This is a genomic window from Pseudoxanthomonas sp. (assembly GCF_002863005.1).
Taxonomy (GTDB): domain Bacteria; phylum Pseudomonadota; class Gammaproteobacteria; order Xanthomonadales; family Xanthomonadaceae; genus Pseudoxanthomonas_A.
Genome location: NZ_PKDG01000030.1, coordinates 1 through 20,380, shown reverse-complemented (window position 1 = coordinate 20,380; position 20,380 = coordinate 1). Strand labels below are relative to the sequence as shown.

Sequence of the window (20,380 nt, the reverse complement as noted above, 5' to 3'; positions counted from 1 at the left end):
ACATCGAAGTGCTCGGTGGCCTGCAGCCCGGCGACAAGGTCGTCGTCTCCGGCAGCGACCTGTTCGGCGATGCCGAGCGCGTCTCGGTCAACTGATCTCCCCTACTCCACACGCTGCTCCCCCACGTCCCTCCCCCGCCATCCATTCCGCACCAGAACCCGAAGAAGGAACCCGCCATGCTTGAGATGCGCCAAGTCGCCAAGGTCTACCGCACCGAACAGGTGGAAACGCACGCGCTGCGTTCCCTGGACCTGCATGTCCGCGAGGGCGAGTTCGTCGCGGTCACCGGCCCGTCGGGTTCCGGCAAGACCACCTTCCTCAACATCGCCGGGCTGCTGGAGACGTTCACCGGCGGGCAGTTCCTCCTCGACGGGCAAGACGTCAGCCACCTGGGCGACGACGCGCGCTCGCGCCTGCGCAACCAGAAGATCGGCTTCATCTTCCAGGGCTTCAACCTGATCCCCGATCTCAACCTGTTCGACAACGTCGACGTACCGCTGCGCTACCGCGGCATGCCGGCCGCCGAGCGCAAGCAGCGCATCGAAGACGCACTGGCGCGCGTCGGCCTGGGTTCGCGCATGAAGCACTTCCCCGCCGAACTGTCGGGCGGCCAGCAGCAGCGCACCGCGATCGCGCGCGCACTGGCGGGCAGCCCGCGCCTGCTGCTGGCGGACGAACCGACCGGCAACCTCGATTCGCAGATGGCGCGTGGCGTGATGGAGCTGCTCGAAGAGATCAACCGCCAGGGCACGACCATCGTCATGGTCACGCACGATCCGGAACTCGCCGCGCGAGCGCAGCGCAATGTGCACATCGTGGACGGCATGGCCACCGACCTGTCGGTGGAGCCCGCGCTGATGCGCGCGGCCCACGCCGCCGAAGCCAACGCGTCCGCGTAGGGTGGGCCTCGGCCCACCGCAGACAGACCCAAGACAACCCCATGGTGGGCCAGGGCCCACCCTACGGAGCCACGCATGTTCGGCTACTACTTCTCCCTTGCGCTGCGCAGCTTCAAGCGCAACAAGGCATTGACCTTCCTGATGGTGCTGGCCATCGCGCTGGGCATCGGCGCCAGCATGACCACGCTGACCGTGTTCTACGTGCTGTCCGGCGACCCGATCCCGCAGAAGAGCGACAAGCTGTTCTATCCGCGCATCGACCCGCGATCGGCGAACGGCTTCACGCCGGGCGACGAGCCGGAGGACCAGTTCACGCGTTACGACGCCGAACACCTGCTGCGCGACAAGAAGGGCGACCGCCAGGCCTTCATGACCGGTGGTGCTTCATCGATCGAAACGGAGGATGGCCGCATCGAACCCTTCCGCGTCGATGCGCGCTACACCACCGCCGACTTCTTCCCGATGTTCGACGTGCCGTTCCGCTACGGCAATGGCTGGTCGGCGGCGGACGACGAATCGCGGGCGCGCGTGGCGGTGATTTCCAAGGCGCTCAACGAGAAGCTTTTCGGCGGCGCGAACAGCGTCGGTCGCGACATCAAGGCGTCCGGTGCGACCTTCCGCGTGATCGGCGTGCTGGACGAGTGGCGCCCGGCACCGAAGTTCTACGACATGACCCAGGACCGCTTCACCGAGGTCGAGCAGCTGTTCGTGCCCTTCTGGACCTCCCGCGCCGTGAAGATGGGCACGCAGGGCAACATGAACTGCTGGGGCGACTCGAGCGCGGACGAGGAAGGCTCGCAGGGCCCGAACGCGCCGTGTTCATGGCTGCAGTACTGGGTGGAACTGGGCACGCCGGCCAAGGTCGAGGCGTACAAGCAGTACCTGCAGAACTACTCCGACCAGCAGCGGGCGGCGGGCCGTTTCGAGCGCGCCACCAACGTCGACCTGCACAACGTGATGCAGTGGCTGGACAAGCAGGGCGCGGTGCCTGGCGACGTGCGCCTGCAGATGTGGCTGGCGTTCGGCTTCCTGGCGGTCTGCCTGCTCAACACGGTGGGTCTGCTGCTGGCGAAATTCCTCGGCCGCGCTTCGCAGATCGGCGTACGGCGTGCACTCGGGGCGACCCGCAAGGCCATCTTCGCGCAATGCCTGGTCGAAGCCGGCACCGTCGGCCTGGTCGGCGGCGTGCTTGGCCTGGTACTCGCCTGGCTAGGCCTGCTGGCGGTCCGCCAGCAACCGGCAGGCTATGCCGACCTCGCGCACATGGACCTGAAGATGCTGCTGGCCACCTTCGCGCTGGCGATCGTCGCCAGCCTGCTCGCCGGCATGCTGCCCGCCTGGCGCGCCATGCAGGTGACGCCCGCCATCCAGCTCAAGAGCCAGTGACCCATTCATCCAAGAGGCACGTCATGGACATCCGCCCCATCCTTTCCACCCTGGCCCGCCACAAGACGGCCGCCGCCCTGATCGTGCTGGAAGTGGCGCTGTCGTGCGCCATCATCTGCAACGCGGTCTTCCTGATCACCCAGCGGCTGGAGCGCATCGATCGCCCCACCGGACTGGCGAACGAGGAGATCGTGCGGATCAGCATGGGCAACCTCGGCGAAGATCCCAATGCCGATGCGCTGGTCAGGCAGGACGTCGCCAGCCTGCGCGCCCTGCCGGGCGTCAAGGCCGCCGGCAGCATCAACCATGTGCCGTTCGACAACTCGTCGTGGAACAGCTCCATCCAGCTCGCGCCCGAACAGGAGCGTCCCAGTGCGCAGGCGAACATCTATCTTGGCGATGCGGTCGTCGAGACGCTCGGCCTGAAGCTGGTGGAAGGCCGCGACTTCAACGCGGACGAATACGTCAGCTGGACCGAGATCAACAAGCAGAACGCAAAGTTCGTGATGCCGGCCGTGATCCTCAGCCGGGAGCTGGCGAACAAACTGTTTCCCGGCGAGAGTGCCGTCGGCAAGAACATCTACTCATGGAATACCGACAACGCGCCGCACCGCGTGGTCGGCGTGGTCGATCGGCTGATCCGCACCAACGACAACGGCGGGCCGGCCGAAGGCGGCTTCACCATGATCCTGCCCGCGAAGGACCTGACCATGGGAACGTTCGTGCTGCGTACCGCACCGGAACGCCGCACCGAGGTGATAAAGGCCGCGTTGGCGGCGCTGGAGAAGAACAGTGCCCGCCGCCTGGTGCTGCGAGACGGGACGTTCGAAGACATCAAGCACAACTACTACCGCGGCGATCGCGCGATGGCCTGGCTGCTCATCACCGTGATCATCTCGCTGCTGGTCGTCACCGCGCTGGGCATCGTCGGGCTGGCCAGCTTCTGGGTGCAGCAGCGCACCAAGCAGATCGGCATCCGCCGGGCGCTGGGCGCCACGAAGGGCCAGATCCTGCGCTACTTCCTGACCGAGAACTTCCTGCTGGCGACCATCGGCATCGTCATCGGCATGATCCTGGCCTACGGCATCAACCAGCTGCTGATGGGCAAGTATGAGCTGCCCCGCCTGCCGCTGCTGTACCTGCCCGTCGGCGCCGTGCTGCTGTGGTTGCTGGGCCAGGTGGCGGTCTACGGCCCCGCACGCAAGGCGGCCTCGGTGCCGCCGGCGGTCGCCACGCGTACCGCGTAAACTCGACCGGGCGCAGGGAGCGCGTGCGAAGGAACGGGGAGCGAGAGGACGCAACGCCCCTCGTTCCTCGTTACGCTCCACTCCCTCCTCGCTACGTGCTACCCGCCTCAAGCCCCGGTCCGCCACGCCATGCCCACCATCCTCGTCATCGACGACAACCTCGCCGTCAGTACGGCGCTGGAAGTCCTGTTCTCCCTGCACGACATCGACACGCTGCACGCGGAATCGCCGGACGCGGGGCTGGCGGTGCTGCGCGAGCAGCAGGTCGACCTGGTCATCCAGGACATGAACTTCACCCAGGACACCACCTCCGGCGCGGAGGGCGAACAGCTGTTCGCCGACATCCGCATGCAGTGGCCGGACATGCCGGTGATCCTGCTGACGGCATGGACGCACCTGGAAGTCGCGGTGAACCTGGTGAAGGCCGGCGCAGCCGACTACGTCGCCAAACCCTGGGACGACCGCAAGCTGCTGGCCACGGTCAACACGCTGCTGGAACTGGCCGAAGCGCGCACCGAACTGGAACGCCGCCGCAGCCGCGAACGGCGCGGCCGCGACCAACTGTCCAGCCGGTACGACCTGCGCAACCTGGTGTTCGAGGATCCCGCCAGCGAGCGCGTGGTCGCGCTCGCCTGCCAGGTCGCGCGCTCCGACCTGCCGGTGCTGATCACCGGGCCGAATGGCGCGGGCAAGGAGAAGATCGCGGAGATCATCCAGGCCAATTCCAGCGTGAAGTCCGGCCCGTTCGTCACGCTCAACTGCGGCGCACTGCCGTCGGAGCTGATCGAAGCCGAGCTGTTCGGCGCCGACGCCGGCGCCTACACCGGCGCCAACAAGGCGCGCGAGGGCAAGTTCGAGGCCGCCGACGGCGGCACGCTGTTCCTGGACGAGATCGGCAACCTGCCGCTCACCGGCCAGATGAAGCTGCTGCGCGTGCTGGAGACGGGCCGCTTCGAACGGCTGGGTTCCAACCGCGAGCGCCATGTCACCGTGCGCGTGATCAGCGCGACCAATGCCGACCTGCCCGCGATGATCCGCGAGGGCGGCTTCCGCGAAGATCTCTACTACCGCCTCAATGCGATCGAGCTCGCGCTGCCGCCGCTGGCCGAGCGTCCCGGCGACATCCTGCCGCTGGCCGAGCGTTTCCGGCCCGCCGACAAGCCGCTGGGCGAGAGCGCACGCGCCGCGTTGCTGCGCCACGCATGGCCCGGCAACGTGCGCGAGTTGCGCAACGTCATCCAGCGCGCCGGCCTGCTGGCGATGGGCGAGCGCATCGAAGCCACCGATCTCAACCTGCCGCGACCGGCGCCGGTGCGCACCGCGGTCGCCGCCGAACCCGAGCGTGCCGATATCGAAGCCGCCATCGCGCGCGCCGGTGGTGTCATCGCACAGGCGGCGGCGGACCTCGGCATGAGCCGGCAGGCCCTGTACCGGCGCATGGAACGCTTCGGCATCACGGCCCCATGATGCGTCGCTCGCTCGCCGGCCGCATCCTGTCCTGGCTGCTGCCGCTGCTGGCACTGGCCGTGGTGCTGCCGGTGCTGCTGTCGCACTGGATCGGCGACGACGTCGTCGCCGTACTGGCGTCCGCGATCATCGTGCTGCCGCTGGCGATGTGGGCGATACGCCGCGGCCTGCGCAGCACGTATTCGCTGTTCCGCGCCCTGGCCGGCAGCGTCAACAGCTATCGCGACGGCGAGTACAACTTCGGCATCCACTGGCGCGGCAATGATGAACTCGCCGAACTGGTGCGGTCGCACGCGGCACTCGGTGAGGTACTGCGGGAACAGCGCCTGAGCCTGGTGCAGCGCGAACTGCTGCTGGACACCATGGTGCAGAACACGCCCGTCGCCATGCTGCTGATCGCCCCGGGGGGCGATGCGGTGCGTCGGGTGATCTTCGCCAACGTCGCGGCCCGCAAGCTGCTGCACAGCGGCTGGAAGCTCGAGGGACAGGACTATGACACGCTGATCGCCGCGGCACCGGTCGAGATGCGCGAAGCACTGGGCCGGGGCGGTGACAGCCTGTTCGCCATCGGCAGCGAGGAAGAGGACGGCGAGGAACAGGTGTACCACCTCGCCCGCCGCACCTTCCGTCTCAATGGACGCCCGCACGAACTGCTGCTGCTCCGCCTGCTGACCAGCGAACTGCGCCGCCAGGAGGTGATGACCTGGAAGAAGGTCATCCGCGTGATCAGCCACGAGCTCAACAACTCGCTGGCGCCGGTGGCCTCGCTAGCGCATTCCGGTGCCGAGCTGGTGCGCCGTGAACGATACGACCGCCTGGAGGAGGTGTTCGGCACGATCGAAGAACGCGCACGCCACCTCGAGGGCTTCATCCGCGGCTATGCGCGCTTCGCCAAGCTGCCCTCGCCGCAACTGCAGACGGTGCACTGGCGCGCCTTCTTCGAAGGCCTGCAGCGCCAGATCGGTTTCGAACTGCTGATGACCGAAACCGAGATCGACGGCCGCATCGACGTCGCGCAGCTCGAGCAGGCGCTGCTCAACCTGCTGAAGAACGCGCACGAATCCGGCACGACCGCCAACGGCGTGTCCGTGCGGTTGACGCGCCTGCCCGACTGGCTGCGTATCGAGGTGATGGACCGCGGCACTGGCATGAACGACGCCGTGCTGCAGAACGCGCTGGTGCCGTTCTATTCGACCAAGCGCAACGGCACCGGCCTGGGCCTGGCGCTGACGCGAGAGATCATCGAAGCGCATGGCGGCCGGCTGTCGTTGCACAACCGCGACGGCGGGGGGTTGTGCGTGTCGATCCAGTTGCCGGAAAACTGATCTGTCCAAAGCCCGGACACCGAATCCACTTGTCCGCACCCGAAGCCGGACCAGCATGGCACCGACTCCCGCTCTCCCTCCGGGAGAGGGCAAGGGGTGAGGGCTGGCCGCCGCGATGCCGATTCAACGGGCTTTCGTCCGAATGCCCCGCCCATGGCGGGCTTGAGCCCGCCCTACGTCACTTCGGCTTCTTCACCGGTCGATGCCAACCTTCGATGCTGACCTGGCGCGCACGCGCCACCGTCAACGTGTCGGCCGGCGCATTCTTCGAGATCACGGAGCCCGCACCGATGGTGGCGCCATCCGCCAGCGTCACCGGCGCGACCAGCGAAGAGTTCGAACCGACGAAGACGCGATCGCCGATCGTCGTGGTGGACTTGTTCACGCCATCGTAGTTGCAGGTGATGGTGCCGGCGCCGATGTTGGTGCCGGTGCCGATGACGGCGTCGCCGAGATAGGTCAGATGGTTCGCCTTGCTGCCCATGCCGATGCGCGAGTTCTTCGTTTCGACGAAGTTGCCCACGTGCACGCCATCGGCAAGCACGGTGCCGGGACGCAGGCGCGCATAGGGGCCGATCAATGCGGCACCTTCGCTGGTGACGCCTTCCAGGTCGCAGTGCGCGCGCACCTGCGTGCCGGCCGCGAGCGAAACATCCTTCAGGCGCGTGAACGGGCCGATGACGACGCCATCACCCAGTTCGACCGTGCCTTCCAGCACCACGTCGACGTCGATCTGCACGTCGCGGCCCACCGTCACCGTGCCACGCTGGTCGAAGCGCGCCGGGTCGACCAGGCGCGCACCCTGTACGCACAGCGCGCGCGCCGCGCGAAGCTGGTAGGCACGTTCCAGCTGCGACAGCTGCCAGGGATCGTTCGCGCCTTCGGCCTCGATGGGCTCGCCCACGAGCACCATTTCCGCAGGGGTGAATTCCTCCGCCGCCATCGCGAAGACATCGGTCAGGTAGTACTCGCCCTGCGCGTTAGCGTTGGACAGGCGTGCCAGCCACCCCTTCAACGCACTGCCGTCGGCGGCGATGATGCCGGTATTGATGGTGCGGATGCGGCGCTGTTCCTCATCGGCATCCTTGTGCTCGACGATCGCGGCCACGCGGCCCGCCTCGTCGCGCACGATGCGTCCGTAACCCGTCGGATCGACCGGCTCGGCCACCAGCACCGCGAGCCGCCCGGGCGCATCGAGCAGGCGCTGCAGCGTCTCGCTGCGCGTCAGCGGCACGTCACCGTACAGCACCAGCACGCGTGCGCCGTCGGGGACATCGGGCATCGCCTGGGCCACGGCGTGGCCGGTGCCCAACTGCTGTGCCTGGTGCGCCCAGTGCAGGTCCGGCTGGTCGGCGAAGGCTGCCTGCACCTGGTCGCCGCCATGACCGTAGACCACATGCACGCCGGCCGGCGACAACGCGCGCGCCGCCTCGATCACGTGCGCCAGCATCGGGCGTCCGGCGATGGGCTGCAGCACTTTCGGCAGCGCGGACTTCATGCGCTTGCCTTCGCCGGCGGCGAGGATGACGACGTGGAGTGGTTTCATGTGGTTTCCCATTACGATGATGACGGCCTTCGACCTTGGTGCGATGGTATCAACTCAGTCCCCCGCACGACCCTGCCCATGACCCAGCACATACGCTCCACCCCTCTCCGCGACGGACGGCTTGCGTGGGTCGTCGCACTGCTGCTGGTGCTGCTTGCGCTGTTCAAGCAGGGGCAGGACGCGAACTGGGACCTGCGCAACTACCACCTCTATACGCCATCCGCGCTGCTGGACGGCCGCTTCGGCGATGACATCGCGGCGGCGCAGTTGCAGACGTGGCACAACCCGGCGCTCGATATTCCCTTCGCCTGGATGGTGAAGGCGGGCCTGCCCGGATGGCTCGTATCGATGTGGCTGGCACTGCCTTCGTTCATCGCGATCCTCTTCGCGCTGCGCCTGCTGGACCTGGCGTGGCCGCTGGGACGCAGCGCCACGCGTACCGTGATGGCCGGCCTGGCCGCCGTCACGGGAGCGGCGGTGATGCCCAGCATCGGTACCACGTTCAATGATGCGGTCGTGGCGGCAGGGGTGATGGCGGCGCTGTGGTGGATCGCGGACTCGCAGGGACGCCGCCACGCATGGGCGACCTGGCTGCCGGCGGGCCTGATGGCCGGCGCGTGCGCGGGCCTGAAGCTCACCGGCGCGCTGTACTGCATCGGCTTCATCGCGGCCGCCCTGGCCTGTGGCCCGATGCGCGGGCTGCCGCTGCGCATCCTCGCGCTGGCGATCGGCGGCCTGGCCGGGTCGGCACTGACGGCTGGCCCGTGGGCACTCCACCTCTGGCAGGCGCATGGCAACCCGTTGTTTCCCTACTTCAATGACTGGTTCGGTTCGGTCGACGCGCTGCCGCAGGCGCACAAGGACGGCCGCTTCATTCCGCACGGCATCGATGCCCTGCTGGTACCGTTCCATCTGCTGACCGACAGCAGCCGCTTCTCGGAAGGGAAGCTTGCCGACCCCCGCGTACTGCTCGGCTTCGCCTCGCTTGGCGCGTGGTGGATATCGGTGTGGCGGGGACGGCAGCGGGACGCCGCCGCGATGCCGATCGCCCATGCCCTTCTCGCGTTCGCGCTGGTCAGCTTTGCCGTGTGGGTAATGCTCTATGGCATCTACCGCTACCTGTTCGCGCTGGAGTTGCTCTGCTCCATCGCCCTCTTCGGCGTCGTATCGACGCGGCTGCCAGCCCGCTATGTACGACCTGCCATGGTGGCGCTCGCCGTTCTACTGGTCGTGGCCACCAACCGACCGAGTTGGGGTCGCTCGCCCTTCGTCACGCCCATGGTGTCGGTACGGATGCCGGCGCTGCCCGCCGACAGTCTCGTGGTGCTGGCGGACGATGATCCGATGGCGTACGCCGTGGCATACCTGCCTCGGCGAATCGCCGCGGTATCGATTCGCAACAATTTCATGGCGCCGACGCGCTGCACGGGGTTGCAGGTGGCGGCCGAACAACGCGTTCGGTCGCATGAGGGACCGGTCTACCTGCTTCGCTTGGCCTCCACGCCAGCGGCGAACGAGGCGTTGGGTGCCTACGGTCTGGTCGCTCAGGGCCCCTGTCTTCCCGTGTCGACAAGCCTGGGGGACCTGGCGCTCTGCCCGCTGACACGGGGTACGCCCACGCCTACGGTCTGCGCTGCGACAGCACCTGGTCGGTGATCAGCCGCTGGATCTCGTTCGTGCGCCGGTTGACGGTATCCAGGATCAGCCCGGTCGCCATCGACACCACCCCGACCAAGGCGAATGCGACCGCGAGCACAGCGGTTGATGGATGGGTGACCAAGCCCGTGCGCGCGAACTCATGGATGACGATGGCGCCGAATCCAAGGCTGGATACCATGCATGCCGCCGCCAGCACACCGAAGAACAGCAGCGGCCGCATGTCCTTGAACAGGAACAGGATCGTCTTCAGTACCCGCATCCCGTCGCGGTAGGTGTCGAGCTTGGATTCACTGCCATCGGGGCGCGTGCCGTACTCGATGACGCGTTCGGACAGCACGAAGCCATTGGCCAGCGCGAACACCGTCATTTCGGTCTCGATCTCGAAGCCGCGCGAAAGCACCGGCATGGACTTCACGAAGCGACGCGAGAACACGCGGTAGCCGGACAGCACGTCGCGGACCGGGTGGCCGAACAGGGCGCTGATGCAGCCGCGCACGAGTCGGTTTCCGATGCCGTGGAAGCGACGGAACGAGGCACGATCGTGCGACTCCAGCCGCGTGCCCACGACCATGTCGGCCCGTCCCTCCGCAATATCCTCGATGAGCGACCGCACGGCGGATGCAGGATAGGTATCGTCGCCATCCACCATCACGTAGATATCGGCATCGACGTCGCGGAACATCGCCCGCACCGCGTTGCCCTTGCCCTTCGCCAGTACATGCCGCACCTGTGCACCGGCCTGCGCCGCCAGCAGGGCGGTGGCGTCGGCGCTGGCATTGTCGAACACCCACACCTCGGCCTCCGGCAGCGCCTCGCGGAAATCGGCGACGACTTTCTGCACGGTCGGCGCTTCGTTGTGGCAGGGAATCAGTACGGCGATGCGCAAGGCGACGGTCCGGTCGACGACGGGCGCGGGCATCTTACACGGCAAGCGATGCGTGACCGGGGTTACCATCGCTGCATGGCCTCTCCGTCTTCCAGGCACGTCCTGCTTCGCCAGGGCGGCAGCTTCCTCATCATCGGCGCGCTGCAGCTGCTGGTGGACTGGGCCCTGTTCGTGGCGCTGACCGCGCTCGGCATGCCAGCGGCGGCGTCGAATCTCGCCAGCCGCGTGGGCGGCGCGCTGCTCGGTTTCTGGTTGAACGGACGCGTGACTTTCGCGAGCGAGGGTGCCGCACGCCTGGGCTGGTGGCGCTTCGCCAAGTTCCTGCTGGTGTGGGTGCCGCTGACGGTGGCGAGCACGCTGGCGGTGACCTGGGTGGCCACGTCGCTGGGCCTGGCGCACGCCTGGTTGGCCAAGCCGCTGGTGGAAGGCGTGCTGGCCTTTGTGGCCTTCTTCCTCTGGCGGCACGTGGTCTACCGCTGACGCCTACGAAAACGCCGGCGCGAGGCCGGCGTTTCCAATACAGCGTTCTGGCGTAGACCTCAGTGCTTGAGGTTCTTGCGCAGGCGCTCCAGCGCGCTGAGCTGGGCGATGCTCATGGCCAGCTGGGCCTGGGCTTCTTCCACGCTCATCTTCGGGTCCTTGTGGGACAGCACGCGTTCGGCTTCTTCCTTGGCCTTGCGGACCTGCGCTTCATCGATGTCGGTCGCGCGCACGGCGGTGTCGGCCAGCACGGTCACGACCTGCGGCTGCACCTCGAGGATGCCGCCGGAGATGGCGAAGTCCAGCTGCTCGCCGCTGGCCAGCGTCACCACCACCTTGCCCGGCTTCAGGCGGGTGATCAGCGGCGCGTGCTTCGGCGCGATGCCGAGCTCGCCCAGCTCGCCGGTGGCGACGACCAGGGTGGCTTCACCGTGGAAGATTTCCTGCTCGGCGCTGACGATGTCGCAACGGATGGTGCTCATGGAACTCTCTTTGCCGTGTAGGGCGGACCTGTGTCCGCCACGGATTGCCGCGAAGGCGGGCCGAGGCCCGCCTCAGGTGCTTACGCCTTCTCGGCGAGCTTCTTGGCCTTCTCGACCGCTTCTTCGATGCCGCCGACCATGTAGAACGCTTGCTCCGGCAGGTGGTCGTACTCGCCATCGACGATCGCCTTGAAGCCGCGGATCGTGTCCTTCAGCGAAACGTACTTGCCCGGCGAGCCGGTGAACACTTCGGCCACGTGGAACGGCTGGCTGAAGAAGCGCTCGATCTTGCGGGCGCGCGACACGGCCTGCTTGTCTTCTTCGGACAGCTCGTCCATGCCGAGGATGGCGATGATGTCCTTCAGTTCCTTGTACTTCTGCAGCGTCGACTGCACGCGGCGCGCGGTGTCGTAGTGCTCGTGGCCGATGACGTTCGGGTCCAGCTGGCGGCTGGTCGAGTCGAGCGGGTCCACGGCCGGGTAGATACCCAGCGAAGCGATGTTACGGCTCAGCACGACGGTCGCGTCCAGGTGAGCGAACGTGGTGGCCGGCGACGGGTCGGTCAGGTCGTCCGCGGGCACGTACACGGCCTGGATCGAGGTGATCGAACCGGTCTTGGTCGAGGTGATGCGCTCCTGCAGGACGCCCATTTCCTCGGCCAGCGTCGGCTGGTAACCCACGGCGGACGGCATGCGGCCGAGCAGCGCCGACACTTCGGTACCGGCCAGCGTGTAGCGGTAGATGTTGTCGACGAACAGCAGCACGTCCTTGCCCTTGCCGGACGCATCCTTCTCGTCGCGGAAGTATTCGGCCATGGTCAGGCCGGTCAGCGCGACGCGCAGGCGGTTGCCCGGCGGCTCGTTCATCTGGCCGTACACCATCGCCACCTTGTCGAGGACGTTGGAGTCCTTCATCTCGTGGTAGAAGTCGTTGCCCTCGCGGGTACGCTCGCCCACGCCGGCGAACACGGACAGACCCGAGTGCGCCTTGGCGATGTTGTTGATCAGTTCCATCATGTTGACGGTCTTGCCGACGCCGGCGCCGCCGAACAGGCCGACCTTGCCGCCCTTGGCGAACGGGCACATCAGGTCGATGACCTTGATGCCGGTTTCCAGCAGGTCGTTGGCCGAGGACTGGTCCTCGTACGACGGGGCCGAACGGTGGATTTCCCAATGATCCGACGCCTGCACCGGGCCGGCTTCGTCGATCGGGTTGCCCAGCACGTCCATGATGCGGCCCAGCGTGCCCGCGCCGACCGGCACCGAGATGGCCTTGTCGGTGTTCACGGCGACCAGGTTGCGCTTCAGGCCGTCGGTGGAACCGAGGGCGATGGTGCGCACGACGCCGTCGCCGAGCTGCTGCTGCACTTCGAGCGTGATGGCGGTGTTCTCCACCTTCAGCGCGTCGTACACCTTCGGCACTTCGTTGCGCGCGAATTCGACGTCAACCACCGCGCCGATGATCTGAACGATCTTGCCCTGACTCATTGCTGCATTCCTCTAGATGAATTCTTGTGACTACGCGCGTCAGACTGCCGCCGCGCCGCCGACGATTTCGGAGATTTCCTGGGTGATCGCCGCCTGGCGAGCCTTGTTGTAGACCAGCTGCAGGGTGCCGATGAGCTTGTTGGCGTTGTCGCTGGCGGCCTTCATCGCCACCATGCGCGCCGCATGCTCGGACGCGATGTTCTCCAGCACGGCCTGGTACACCAGCGACTCGATGTAGCGCGTGATCACGTGGTCGAGCACGGTCTCGGCATCGGGTTCGTAGATGTAATCCCAGTCGTGGTGCGCGACCTGCGTTTCCGCGGCGGGCAGCGGCAGCAGCTGGTCGAACGCCGCGCGCTGGGTCATCGTGTTGACGAAGTCGTTGTAGACGACGAACACGCGGTCCAGCGAGCCTTCGGTGTAGGCGTCCAGCATCACCTTGATCACGCCGATCAGCTGGTCCAGCTTGGGCGCATCGCCCAGGTGGGACACGCTGGCCAGCATGTTGACCTTGACCCGGCGGAAGTACACCGAGGCCTTCTGGCCGATGGTGACCACGTCGACCTCGACACCCTTCTCGTTCCACTGGCGGATCTCGCCGAGCATCTTGCGGAACAGGTTGTTGTTCAGGCCGCCGGCCAGGCCGCGGTCGGACGACACGATGATGAAGCCGACGCGCTTGACGTCCTTGCGCTCCACCATGAAGGGGTGCTGGTAGTCGGTGTTGGCCTGGGCCAGGTGGCCGATCACCTGCTTCATCGCGCGCGCGTACGGGCGCGAGGTCTTCATGCGGTCCTGCGCCTTGCGGATCTTGGAGGCCGAGACCATCTCGAGCGCGCGCGTCACCTTGCGGGTGTTCTGCACGCTCTTGATCTTGGTTTTGATTTCGCGTCCGCCTGCCATGTCTCGCTCGCTTGTTTCGTCTTCGTCGGGCGGACCTGCGATCCGCCTGCCTACGAACGGTGGGCCGAGGCCCACCCTACGCAATTACCAGGTACCGGTCTGCTTGAACTCGGCGATGCCCTTCTTGAAGGCGCCTTCGATCTCGTCGTTCCAGTTGCCGGTGCTGTTGACCGTATCGACCAGCGCGCCCTGGGTGTTGGTGAAGTGCGCGTGCAGCGCATCTTCGAACGCCAGGATCTTGTTGACCGGCACGTCGTCCAGGTAACCCTCGTTGACGGCGTAGATGGACAGCGCCTGCAGGGCGATGGACATCGGCGCGTACTGCTTCTGCTTCATCAGCTCGGTGACGCGCTGGCCACGCTCCAGCTGCTTGCGGGTGGCTTCGTCCAGGTCCGAGGCGAACTGCGCGAACGCGGCCAGCTCACGGTACTGGGCGAGCGAGATGCGGATGCCGCCCGACAGCTTCTTGATGATTTTGGTCTGGGCGGCGCCACCGACGCGCGACACCGAGATGCCGGCGTTCACGGCCGGGCGGATGCCGGCGTTGAACAGGTCGGTTTCCAGGAAGATCTGGCCGTCGGTGATCGAGATCACGTTGGTCGGCACGAACGCGGACACGTCGCCGGCCTGCGTTTCGATGATCGGCAGCGCGGTCAGCGAACCGGTCTTGCCGGTGACCTTGCCTTCGGTGAACTTCTCGACGTACTCCTCGGACACGCGGGCAGCGCGCTCGAGCAGGCGGGAGTGCAGGTAGAACACGTCGCCCGGGTAGGCTTCACGGCCCGGCGGACGCTTCAGCAGCAGCGAGATCTGGCGGTAGGCGACGGCCTGCTTGGACAGGTCGTCGTACACGATCAGAGCGTCCTGGCCGCGGTCCATGAAGTACTCGCCCATGGTGCAGCCGGAGTAGGCGCTGATGTACTGCATCGCGGCCGATTCGGAAGCGGTGGCGGCGACGACCACGGTGTGGGCCAGCGCGCCGTTCTCTTCCAGCTTGCGCACGATGTTGGCCACGGTCGAAGCCTTCTGGCCGATCGCGACGTACACGCACTTGATGCCGGTGCCCTTCTGGTTGATCACGGCGTCGATGGCCATCGCGGTCTTGCCGGTCTGGCGGTCGCCGATGATCAGCTCGCGCTGGCCGCGGCCGATCGGGATCATCGCGTCGACCGACTTGTAACCGGTCTGCACCGGCTGGTCGACCGACTTGCGCCAGATCACGCCCGGGGCGACGCGCTCCACCGGCGCGGTCAGCGAGGTGCCAAGCGGGCCCTTGCCGTCGATCGGCTCGCCCAGCGCGTTCACGACGCGGCCGAGCATTTCCGGACCGACCGGCACTTCCAGGATGCGGCCGGTGGTCTTGGCCACGTCGCCTTCGCGCAGGTGCTCGTAGTCGCCCAGGACCACGGCGCCGACCGAATCGCGCTCCAGGTTCAGCGCGAGCGCGAACGTGCTGTTCGGCAGCTCGATCATTTCGCCCTGCATGACGTCGGCCAGGCCGAAGATGCGCACGATGCCGTCGGACACGCTGGTGACGGTGCCTTCATTGCGCGACTCCGCGGCCAGCTTGACCTTCTCGATACGGGTCTTGATCAGGTCGCTGATTTCAGAGGGGTTGAGCGTGGTAGCCATGGGTAAGTCCTGTGTGCCCGCTTGCGCGCGGCGGTTCAATGGGAATTCAGTGCGTCAGCGCCGACTGCAGGCGCGCCAGCTTGCCTTTCAGCGAGCCGTCGATCACCACGCTGCCGGCATCGATCACGGCGCCGCCGATCAGCGACGCGTCGACCGCCGTCTCCACCTCGACCTCGCGGCCGAAGCGCTTCTTCAAGGCGGCCTTGATCACGTCGAGTTCGCCGGCGGGCAGGTCCGTGGCGGAGGTGACCTTCGCCTTCACGACATGCTCGGCGTCGGCGCGCAGCTCCTCGAACAGGCCGGCGATCTCCGGCAACTGCGGCAGGCGGCGCGCATCGGCCAGGATGCCCAGGAAGCGGGTGAACGCCTCGCTGGCGCCGTCCGGCGACAGCAGCGACACGGCGTCCGCCGGCAGCAGCTGCGGATTCGGCAACAGCGCGGCCACGCGCGGGTCCGCCGCGGCATGCGCGGCGAAACCCAGCGCCTGCGACCAGGCGGCGAAGTTGCCTTCGTCGCGCGCCGTCGCGAAGGCGGCGCGGGCGTAGGGGCGTGCGACAGTCAGGGCCTGGCTCATCGATCGGGTCGTCCGGATCAGATTTCGGCGGCGAGTTCGTCGAGCAGCGCCTTGTGGGCGTTGGCGTCGATCTCGCGCTTCAACAGCTTCTCGGCACCGCTGACGGCCAGCGCGGACACCTGCTTGCGCAGGTCCTCGCGGGCACGCGTGGCGGCGGCGTCGATCTCGGCCTGCGCCAGTTCTTTCTGGCGGTTGGCTTCGGCGATCGCTTCGTTCTTGGCCGCATCGACGATCTGGTTCGCGCGCGCGTGGGCCTGGTCGATGATCTCGTTGGCCTTGACGCGGGCGTCCTTCAGCGCTTCGTTGACCTTTTCCTGCGCCTGCGCCAGATCCTTCTGGCTGCGGTCGGCGGCAGCGAGGCCTTCGGCGATCTTCTGCTGGCGTTCTTCGATGGCAGCGAGCAGCGGCGGCCAGATTTTGGTCGCAATGATCCAGATCAGGCCGGCGAAGGCCAGCGCCTGGGCGAACAGAGTGAGATTGATATTCATCGTAAACCTGCCGGTGATGAAGGGCCCGCGCACATCGCGCCGGCCCAGCTACGCCTGGTGACTGACCGCGGGCCGGAGCGCGCGGTCAGGCGTGCACGCGACGGATCAGCCCGCCAGCTTGGCCAGCTGTTCGGTGAAGATCGTGATGAACGGGCTGGCGAAGGCGAACAGCAGGCCCACGGCGACCGAGATGATGAACGCGGCGTCGATCAGGCCGGCGGTGATGAACATGCGCACCTGCAGGACCGGGATCAGTTCCGGCTGGCGGGCAGCCGATTCCAGGAACTTGCCGGCCATGATGGCCAGACCCAGACCGGCGCCCAGCGCGGCCAGGCCGATCATGATGCCGATGGCGAGGGCGGTCGAAGCCTGGACCTGGGCGAGGTTGGTGAGGATGCTTTCCATGGTGATCTCCGGAACTAAGTGCTTGAAAGGTGGATGGTACGAAGGGAACGGTGAAGCGGAAACGTTAGTGGCTGTCTTCCGACAAGCTCAGGTAGACGATCGACAGCATCATGAAGATGAAGGCCTGCAGCGGGATGACCAGCAGGTGGAACAGCATCCAGCCCAGGCCGAATGCTGCGCCGCCGAGCATGCCGACGATGCCCGCGCCGCCCAGCACCCAGATCAGCAGGAAGACGATCTCGCCGCCGAACATGTTGCCGAACAGTCGCATCGCCAGCGAGATGGGCTTGCTGACCCACTCGACGATGTTGAGGATCAGGTTGAACGGCATCATCCACTTGCCGAACGGCGCCGTCAGGAATTCCTTGGCGAACCCGCCCAGACCCTTGGAGCGGAACGCGAAGACCAGCATCAGGAAGAACACGCTGATCGACATGCCGAGGGTGGCATTGACGTCGGCGGTGGGGACCGGCTTCCAGTAATGCACGCCCATCAGCTCGAGTGGCTTGGCGATGAAGTCTGCCGGGATCATCTTCAGCAGGTTCATCATCAGGATCCAGAAGAAGATGGTGATCGCGATGGGCGTCACCAGCTTGCTGGTCCCGTGGTAGGTGTCGCGGGCCTGCTTGTCCACGAACTCGAGCATGATCTCGACGAAGGCCTGCCACTTGCCCGGCACGCCGGCGGTCGCCTTGCGGGTCGCCAGCCAGAACGCGAACACGATCAGCAGCCCCATCAGCACGGCGGTCACGAAGGTGTCGACGTTGATCGTCCAGAACGGACCGTCGCCACCCACCTGGGCCGTGAGGTTCTTCAGGTGGTGCTGGATGTAGCTGGTGGGAGTAAGAGCCTCGCCCGCCATGAGTCGGAAACCTTTCTAGTTGGGTTATCGCTGCTTGCCGGTCGCGACCAGCACCTGTGCCACCAGTCCGGTGATCACGCCTGCCAGGAGAGGCAACGGGGGCAGCTTGTACAGCCCCGCGCCAACCACCAGCACGCCGATCACCACGACCCACTTCACCACCATGCCCGCGACGAGCCTCAGCACCGCCGAGACGGCCCCGAGCACGCCGCCACCGAAGGCCATCCAGGCCGCCAGCAGCGCGCCGACCACGATCGCCAGCCCTCCGACCGCCGCCGCGACCGCCTGGGGCACGCCCCGGAGCAGGAACAGCAGCGCGACCAGCAGCACCGCCCCCGCCTGCCAGACAGCGGCGCGCAACACTAGCCGCCGGCCCGTAGCGACGGAATTCAGCACACGAAAGCCCTACGGAATTGGCGGGGTACAAGGCGGTAAAGCGCCTCGCCGAGCCGCAAAAGTATAGCAGCGGGACAATTTCCGGGACAACCGCCAAAGGTAGAAAGCGGGCCTCGGGGGCACACGCCGCCCGCAGCCCTTGCGCCGCCTGCGTGTAACCGTTTCCCCTGTTCAGAATTTTCCCGGGAATTCTCCGGAACTTTGCCGGAAACTCCCTGTCAGTCCTTGCAGGGCCTGCTGCTCAACTTCCTCGTCCGATGCTCCGCCACAGGCCTTCCACGAAGCCCCGGCTGCCCCCGGGGCTTCACTTTTTTGTGGCATCGGGAAGACGTCGCCGGGCCTGACGTTCATCCAATTCACCCGATGACGACCCGCGGGCCATGAAGGTAGTGCTCCCCCTCGACGCATGGAGCGCCCATGAACCGGCCCTGCCCCCGCAACACCCCCACCTTCGTTTCCCTGCTCGCCTGCCTGCCGCTGGCGCTGCTCGCCACCACCGCCGCCGCGCAGGATTTCAGCGACGACGCCCGCATCGAAGTCCGCCTGTCCGCCTTCAATCCCGAGGCCAACATCCGCTTCGACGGTACCGGCGTCGCCACCGACGGCGAGCGCACTGAGGAGCTGGCGGCGGCGGGCGGCATCGATTCCGATGGCCGCTGGCGGCCGCGCGGCGAGCTTGCCTTCGCCATGTCGCCGCGGCAGTCGCTGCGCCTGAATTACTACGACTACCGTCGCAACCAGTCGTGGAACTTCGATGGCGACTGGGTCGACCCCGGCAACATTTTCGATGAGGTCGAGATTCCCGGCGAACCGGTCGAAATCCCCGCCATCGATGTCGACGGCCGCCTGAGCTTCGAACTGGCCAGCCTGAATTACGAGTTCGCGGTCATCGACACGCCGCGCTTCCAGTGGGGCCTCGGCGCCGGCGTCACCCACGCGGTGCTGGAGGCGAGCGGCACCGGTACCAGCACCGGCACGGGCGAGATCGATCCGCAGTGGGAGTCTTTCCGCTGGAAGAAGGACGGGATCTCGCCGAACCTGCACACCCGCGTGAGCTGGGCGCCGACCGAGCGGCTGCGTATCGAGGCCCAGGGCCAGTATCTGGACACGCGCTGGGGTGACTTCGTCGAGGAGCGCGGACATTTCGAGCGCGGCGGCCTGATCCTCGAGTACCTGGTCACCGAGCGCCTGGGGATTCACGTCGGCTATGACTGGTTCCGCCTCAAGCTCGCCAACGACTATCGCGGATCCTTCGAGGCGCCGCCCGAGTCCGGTGTCGGGACCGTCGAGGTCACCGGCAAGCTGACCGGCCAGTTCAAGGTCCACGGACCCATGGCAGGCGTGACATTCCGCTTCTGATCCGGTCCTATCGATAGATCTCGCTTATCGATCCCAGCGAAACGTTTCATTGGACGGCACGTGCGGGGCGCCCATACTTGAGACCTGTTCTCATCTGGAGCCCCGCCGTGAACAAGACCCTGAGCTTCGCGATCCTGCATTTCTCGGTGGCCTTCACCCTGGGCTACCTGTTCACCGGCAGCCTGCTGGTGGGCGGTGCGCTGGCGTTGATCGAACCGGCCTGCAATACCGTCGTATTCCACTTCCACGAGAAGGTGTGGAAGCGGATCGAAGCGCGCCGGGCTGCGAAGGCGATGCCGCTACCCGCCTGAGACGTTGACCGTTCCGAAACGAAAAGGCCGCGCTGATGCGCGGCCTTTTCGTTTGTGCGCCTGAAGGCGACGCTACTTCTTCTTCGGAATGTACAGGTCTGTGATGGTGCCTTCGTAGACTTCGGCCGCCATCGCCACGGATTCGCTGAGCGTGGGATGCGGATGGATGGTCGCGCCGATGTCGCCGGCTTCCGCGCCCATCTCGATCGCCAGCGCCAGTTCGCCGATCAGGTCGCCTGCATGCACGCCGACGATGCCGGCGCCGATGATGCGATGGGTGTGTTCGTCGAAGATGAGCTTGGTGGAGCCCTCTCCGCGGCCGATGCCGACCGCACGCGCCGACGCCACCCACGGGAACTTGCCGACGCCGATCTTCAGGCCCTTGGCCTTGGCTTCGGTCTCGGTCACGCCGACCCAGGCGATTTCCGGATCGGTGTAGGCCACCGACGGGATCACGCGCGCCACCCACTCCTTCTTCTCGCCGGCGGCCACTTCCGCCGCCAGTTTGCCCTCGTGCGTCGCCTTGTGCGCCAGCATCGGCTGGCCGACCAGGTCGCCGATGGCGAAGATGTGCGGCACGTTGGTG

General features: G+C 66.6%; 19 protein-coding genes and 2 pseudogenes. 9 read left to right on the top strand and 12 right to left on the bottom strand.

The features are described from left to right. The first annotated feature begins 176 nt into the window (after positions 1–176). The 5 genes and pseudogenes from CYU89_RS12750 to CYU89_RS12730 form a co-directional block, all read left to right on the top strand. Positions 177–899: an ABC transporter ATP-binding protein gene (locus tag CYU89_RS12750; protein WP_296281490.1), complete on the top strand. Its 723-nt coding sequence runs from the start codon at positions 177–179 to the stop codon at positions 897–899. A gap of 75 nt (positions 900–974) precedes the next feature. Then, the gene (locus tag CYU89_RS12745; protein ID WP_296281488.1) at positions 975–2,285 is read left to right on the top strand and encodes an ABC transporter permease; all 1,311 of its coding nucleotides are present in this window, start codon (positions 975–977) and stop codon (positions 2,283–2,285) included. A gap of 23 nt (positions 2,286–2,308) precedes the next feature. Beyond that, positions 2,309–3,532: an FtsX-like permease family protein gene (locus CYU89_RS12740; protein WP_296281487.1), complete on the top strand. Its 1,224-nt coding sequence runs from the start codon at positions 2,309–2,311 to the stop codon at positions 3,530–3,532. Between the two features lie 129 nt (positions 3,533–3,661). After that, on the top strand, positions 3,662–4,999 hold the full coding sequence (locus tag CYU89_RS12735; RefSeq protein WP_296281485.1) for a sigma-54 dependent transcriptional regulator: 1,338 nt from the start codon (positions 3,662–3,664) through the stop codon (positions 4,997–4,999). Next, positions 4,924–6,324 (top strand): annotated as a pseudogene (locus CYU89_RS12730) (HAMP domain-containing sensor histidine kinase); the annotation flags it as partial. The gene CYU89_RS12735 and the pseudogene CYU89_RS12730, both read left to right, overlap by 76 nt. A gap of 178 nt (positions 6,325–6,502) precedes the next feature. Here the strand turns inward: CYU89_RS12730 and glmU are convergent. Next, a complete protein-coding gene (glmU, locus tag CYU89_RS12725) occupies positions 6,503–7,870 on the bottom strand; it encodes a bifunctional UDP-N-acetylglucosamine diphosphorylase/glucosamine-1-phosphate N-acetyltransferase GlmU (RefSeq protein ID WP_296281484.1) in 1,368 nt (455 codons plus the stop codon). Positions 7,871–7,948: 78 nt separating this feature from the next. Between glmU and CYU89_RS12720 the strand changes: the two genes are divergently transcribed. Continuing rightward, positions 7,949–9,526, top strand: coding sequence for a glycosyltransferase 87 family protein (locus tag CYU89_RS12720; RefSeq protein ID WP_296281482.1), 1,578 nt, complete (start codon positions 7,949–7,951; stop codon positions 9,524–9,526). Here CYU89_RS12720 and CYU89_RS12715 read toward each other — a convergent pair. After that, complete coding sequence (locus CYU89_RS12715) at positions 9,492–10,448, bottom strand: glycosyltransferase family 2 protein (protein WP_296281480.1); 957 nt, start codon at positions 10,446–10,448, stop codon at positions 9,492–9,494. The genes CYU89_RS12720 and CYU89_RS12715 overlap by 35 nt on opposite strands. Positions 10,449–10,490: 42 nt before the next feature. Between CYU89_RS12715 and CYU89_RS12710 the strand changes: the two genes are divergently transcribed. After that, a complete protein-coding gene (locus CYU89_RS12710; protein WP_296281478.1) occupies positions 10,491–10,895 on the top strand; it encodes a GtrA family protein in 405 nt (134 codons plus the stop codon). Positions 10,896–10,954: 59 nt separating this feature from the next. Here CYU89_RS12710 and CYU89_RS12705 read toward each other — a convergent pair whose 3' ends face one another. The 9 genes from CYU89_RS12705 to CYU89_RS12665 form a co-directional block, all read right to left on the bottom strand. Continuing rightward, a complete protein-coding gene (locus tag CYU89_RS12705) occupies positions 10,955–11,377 on the bottom strand; it encodes a F0F1 ATP synthase subunit epsilon (protein ID WP_093489858.1) in 423 nt (140 codons plus the stop codon). A gap of 80 nt (positions 11,378–11,457) precedes the next feature. Continuing rightward, positions 11,458–12,864 (bottom strand): F0F1 ATP synthase subunit beta, encoded by a 1,407-nt coding sequence (gene atpD / locus CYU89_RS12700; RefSeq protein WP_296281476.1) that lies wholly within the window; start codon positions 12,862–12,864, stop codon positions 11,458–11,460. 39 nt (positions 12,865–12,903) lie between these two features. Continuing rightward, entirely contained in the window at positions 12,904–13,767 is an 864-nt protein-coding gene (atpG, locus tag CYU89_RS12695) for a F0F1 ATP synthase subunit gamma (protein WP_093489856.1), read from the bottom strand. A gap of 84 nt (positions 13,768–13,851) precedes the next feature. Further along, entirely contained in the window at positions 13,852–15,399 is a 1,548-nt protein-coding gene (gene atpA, locus CYU89_RS12690) for a F0F1 ATP synthase subunit alpha (RefSeq protein WP_296281474.1), read from the bottom strand. Between the two features lie 46 nt (positions 15,400–15,445). After that, complete coding sequence (locus tag CYU89_RS12685) at positions 15,446–15,973, bottom strand: F0F1 ATP synthase subunit delta (protein WP_296281471.1); 528 nt, start codon at positions 15,971–15,973, stop codon at positions 15,446–15,448. Positions 15,974–15,990: 17 nt separating this feature from the next. Further along, entirely contained in the window at positions 15,991–16,461 is a 471-nt protein-coding gene (locus tag CYU89_RS12680; protein WP_296281469.1) for a F0F1 ATP synthase subunit B, read from the bottom strand. A 105-nt stretch (positions 16,462–16,566) separates the two neighbouring features. Continuing rightward, positions 16,567–16,866: a F0F1 ATP synthase subunit C gene (gene atpE, locus CYU89_RS12675; RefSeq protein WP_055939490.1), complete on the bottom strand. Its 300-nt coding sequence runs from the start codon at positions 16,864–16,866 to the stop codon at positions 16,567–16,569. Between the two features lie 64 nt (positions 16,867–16,930). Then, positions 16,931–17,728, bottom strand: a complete 798-nt coding sequence (gene atpB, locus CYU89_RS12670; protein WP_296281460.1) for a F0F1 ATP synthase subunit A — start codon at positions 17,726–17,728, stop codon at positions 16,931–16,933. A gap of 24 nt (positions 17,729–17,752) precedes the next feature. Beyond that, positions 17,753–18,124 carry a hypothetical protein gene (locus CYU89_RS12665; RefSeq protein ID WP_296281457.1) on the bottom strand — a complete coding sequence of 124 codons (372 nt, stop codon included), beginning with the start codon at positions 18,122–18,124 and terminating at the stop codon, positions 17,753–17,755. Between the two features lie 417 nt (positions 18,125–18,541). Between CYU89_RS12665 and CYU89_RS12660 the strand changes: the two genes are divergently transcribed. After that, positions 18,542–19,483, top strand: a complete 942-nt coding sequence (locus CYU89_RS12660; protein WP_296281455.1) for a hypothetical protein — start codon at positions 18,542–18,544, stop codon at positions 19,481–19,483. A gap of 107 nt (positions 19,484–19,590) precedes the next feature. Next, positions 19,591–19,794 (top strand): DUF2061 domain-containing protein, encoded by a 204-nt coding sequence (locus tag CYU89_RS12655; protein ID WP_296281454.1) that lies wholly within the window; start codon positions 19,591–19,593, stop codon positions 19,792–19,794. A gap of 72 nt (positions 19,795–19,866) precedes the next feature. On the opposite strand, the pseudogene CYU89_RS12650 reads toward CYU89_RS12655, so the two are convergent. Further along, positions 19,867–20,380 (bottom strand): annotated as a pseudogene (locus CYU89_RS12650) (dihydrolipoyl dehydrogenase); the annotation flags it as partial.